3 protein-coding genes are annotated in these 3,640 nt (G+C 69.5%); 1 reads left to right on the top strand and 2 read right to left on the bottom strand.

Annotation, left to right across the window (positions count from 1 at the left end):
* The coding region (locus VFZ20_RS15755; RefSeq protein WP_329684866.1) for a hypothetical protein at positions 1–255 on the top strand (255 nt) is incomplete at its 5' end.
* Here the strand turns inward: VFZ20_RS15755 and VFZ20_RS15750 are convergent.
* Together VFZ20_RS15750 and VFZ20_RS15745 are read right to left on the bottom strand one after the other, a co-directional pair.
* On the bottom strand, positions 243–2,039 hold the full coding sequence (locus VFZ20_RS15750) for a PQQ-binding-like beta-propeller repeat protein (protein ID WP_329684865.1): 1,797 nt from the start codon (positions 2,037–2,039) through the stop codon (positions 243–245). The genes VFZ20_RS15755 and VFZ20_RS15750 overlap by 13 nt on opposite strands.
* Positions 2,040–2,059: 20 nt before the next feature.
* Complete coding sequence (locus tag VFZ20_RS15745; RefSeq protein ID WP_329684864.1) at positions 2,060–3,508, bottom strand: hypothetical protein; 1,449 nt, start codon at positions 3,506–3,508, stop codon at positions 2,060–2,062.
* Positions 3,509–3,640 lie beyond the last annotated feature (132 nt).

Below are 3,640 nucleotides of genomic sequence, written 5' to 3'. Positions count from 1 at the left end.
TCCGCCCAACTGTTCGAGCTCTTGCGACCACCTGCCGTACGGGCCACCCATGCTGAGGAACGGTTTTCTCAACCAAAGGATGAACGAGTTGGCCCGTACGGTGGTGAACTTAGCACATCGTCAACACACAAGGATGACGCTGCTGACCGTTCGCGTCCTTCATCCGCTCAGGATGACGCTGCTGGCCATCCGCGTCCTTCAACATCCCGTCAGCGTGACAGCATGGCCGGCGATTTCGATCGCTACAGCGAGTAGATGCGCAGCAGGCCGCCGTCCCGGCCGTTCACCAGCGCGCCGGCCACCACGTACGTGCCCCACACGGCCGGGCCGAAGCAGAAGCCGTATCCGCCGTTGAGCCCCAGCGTCTGCTGGCCCAGCTGGTCCATCCACAGGGCCGTGCCGTCGTCGGCCTTGAAGGCGTACAGCGACACGGCCGTGGTGGCGCACAGCACCACGTCGTTCACCACGACGGGCAGGCTGAGCGCGCACTCCGACGGGTTCTGGTACATGTAGCTGCCGGGACCCGGCTTTCCGTTCACCTGGGCCACGTAGCGCGCCACCGTGTTGGTGCCCCCCACGTTCTGCACCTGCGCGGGCTCCGTGGCCCACAGGTCCGCCAGGGTGGACGCGCTCACGGCCCGCATGAACGGCGTGGTCTGGTAGTCGATGCCCGGCGCCACCAGGTTGTCGTTGCTGCCCCCCATGCCGATGTACAGGGCGCCGGAGGGGTGCCACGCCGGCGTGCTGTACGTACCGTAGAAGTTTTCCTGCTGCAGCGCGTTGCTGGCCTCGTTGGTCACCTGCGGGTTGAGCTGCCCGCTCCCGTCATGCGCGTCGACCGTGGGGATCTGCGCGCCCGTCACGCTGTCGAACGGCAGCAGCTGGCGCCACGAGACGGCGGGGTTCTGCCCGGCGTTGGAGAACGGCTGCAGCGTGTCGGCGTCGAGGACGAACAGGCCGCCGTTCTTGTTGCCCGCCGCCACGGCCCGCTTGCCCGACGGGTGGTCAAAGAGCATGGGCGAGCCCGCGAAGTCGATGTCGATGTCCGACACGCGGTAGCTGCTCTCCAGGGGAATCTGCCAGAAGCCGCGGAACTCGCCGCTGGTGGCGTCCAGGGAAAGGATGCCGTAGCCGTAGCCGTCGCGGGGCAGGGCGTCGAGGGGCTGCCCCGCCGCGTTGAAGAGCGGCTCCGGCATGGGGTTGCCGATGGTGGCGTACACCCGCCCCAGCGCCTGGTCGTACGCGATGGACGACCAGATGGAGCAGCCGCGGCTCACGGGCTCGCCCTGCACGAGCGTGAACCTGGACCCCGGGGCAGGCGGATTGGGGACGGCGGACGCGGGGAGCTGGTTGGGCGTGTTGTCGGTGCCGGCGACGAACTGGTTGGTGCAAAAGATCCAGTCCACGTCACCCGTGGCCGCGTCCAGGCAGTAGATGAAGCCGAACAGCTCCGGGTTCTCGCCCTCGCCCATCCCCACGTACACCCGCCCGTTCACCACCAGGGGCGAGGCCCAGCCGGCGGCCACGGGCTCCTGGTCGTTGCCCGCCACGTTGCTCACTGGCTGGTTGTGCACGGGGTCGGCGTAGCGCAGGTCCGTGATCCACGCCACGGACAGGTCGCTGGCCGACAGGCAGTACACCTTGCCGTTGAAGGCGCTGAAGTACACGAACCCGCCCGTGACGGCCGGCGTGCATCCCATGCCCGTAAAGCCGTGGCTGTCGCGCTCGTCCAGGGGGATGTCCCAGCAAAAGCGCGCCGCCACCGTCCCGGCGGCCACGTCCACCTTGTAGAACGCGCCGCCGTTGCCCCCCTGCGCCAGCTTGCTGTTGGCCGTGCCCGCGTAGACGAACCCGTCCACCAGGGCGGGGGCGCCCAGCACGGGGCCGCCCAGCTCCAGGTCGTGCAGGTGCTTGAGCGTGGCGACGTTGCCGCTGTCGATGGTGCTGGCGCCCGCGGGCACGCACCCGCTGTGCGCGGGGTCGCCGTGGTACATCCACCACCCCTGCGGGGCGGTGGAGGGCGGAGTGGGGGTAGCCATGGCGTGCTCCTCTCCCGGCGTCAGTGCGCGCGGCGCTTGAGACCCCAGCTGAAGTCCGTTTCCCCGGCGTTCCAGTGGCACTGCATGCACGAGTTGCCGCCCGCGGGCTGCGCGTCCTGCCGCGACTGCACGTAGGTTTCCATGGTGGTGTTGGTCACCCCGAACTGCGGGAAGGGGTAGCCGGAGCCGGAGGGGTACACGCCGCCGCTGTCCACCAGGGTGAACTGGCTGGGCTGGCTGGGCCACTGCGTCATCACCAGCTGGTAGTTGGCCCACACCGTGTTCTTGAGGTAGCTCTGGTAGATGTTGTTGATGTCGGCCGTGGACGACCCCTGCGGCGTGGTGGGGATGGGGTTGAGCCGCGTGACCTGCACGGGCACCCGCTGGTCCACGGGCAGCACGTCCAGCGTGGCCGGCCGGTTGGCCCAGCCGCCGGGGGTGAGCGGGTTGGGCGTGCCGTTGTTGTACGAGTACGTGCCCTGCCCGTTGGGCACCGCGCCCTGGCCGGGCACGTTGCTCACGTGCTCGAACGTGCTCCAGATCCACTGCGGAAACTCGTTCGTCTTCTGCACGATGTGCAGCCCCACCAGGCCCATGAGCGTGGGCTGGCACCCCTGCCCGCCGCCGTTGTCCACCAGGGCCCGCACGTGGTAGTACTTGGTGCTGTCGTCCTGGGCCGTAAGGGGCTTCCAGGACGCCTTGATCATGATGCTGCCCACGCTGCTGGCCGTGCTGGCGGGCATCTGGAAGGGAATGTTGCCCGTCCAGTTGCGCGACAGGTACAGGTACTTGGTGGTGTCGCCGTCGGGGCCGCGGATGGTGTCGTACTGCGCGCGGTTGTAGCGCACCTCGAAGCGCGCGTAGCCCCGCTGCTGGTCGATGAGCGGCATGGAGAACGACTCGGCGGCCGTGTTGAACAGCGAGTTGGTCTTGGAGATGAACTCGAAGGCCTTTTGCCCCGGCTGCAGGTTGCCGCCGCACGGCTCCACGGGCGAGTTCCAGTCGTCGAAGGCCGACGGGCGGGCGTTGCCCTGGCCAAAGAGCTCCCAGCTCTCCTTGTAGGTGCCCCAGGTGAGCTGCCCGCCGTTGGCCGCGTTCAGGAACACGCTGGAATCCGCCGGCGACTGCGGGTTGCCGCGTCCCTGCTGGCTGGCCGGCCAGCTGAGCGCGATGAACGACTGCCACGAGAACACGTCGAACCAGGGCCGCGACGCCGTGGGCGAGGTGACGGAGTCCGGGCGCGGGGGCACCACCGTGGGCACGTTGCCCGACAGGTAGGGCGTGGGCAGCCCCGGCGGCAGGGGCGGAAGCGGGCCGGTGGTCACGCCGCCGCCGCTGCCGGAGCCGGGCTGGCCGCCCGTGTCGGGCTGGCCGCCGTTGCCGCTGTCGCCGCCGGGGCACGCGGCAAGGGCCAGGGCCAGCAGCGCGGGGGCGGCCGCGCGAAGGGTGCGGAAGTGGACCGCGGCCATGATGTTCTCCGGGTGGAGGGAGGAGGATGGAGCTGCTGGAGGCGGACGAAGGGGTCCGCGGCGCGGCGGGGACGGCGAGGGTTGCGCGCCCGGGAAAGGATGCGCATCCTTGAATGCCGCGCGTGATGTCTG

The organism is Longimicrobium sp. (assembly GCF_036280135.1).
Classification (GTDB): Bacteria; Gemmatimonadota; Gemmatimonadetes; order Longimicrobiales; family Longimicrobiaceae; genus Longimicrobium.
This window is presented reverse-complemented; position numbering and strand designations above follow the sequence as displayed.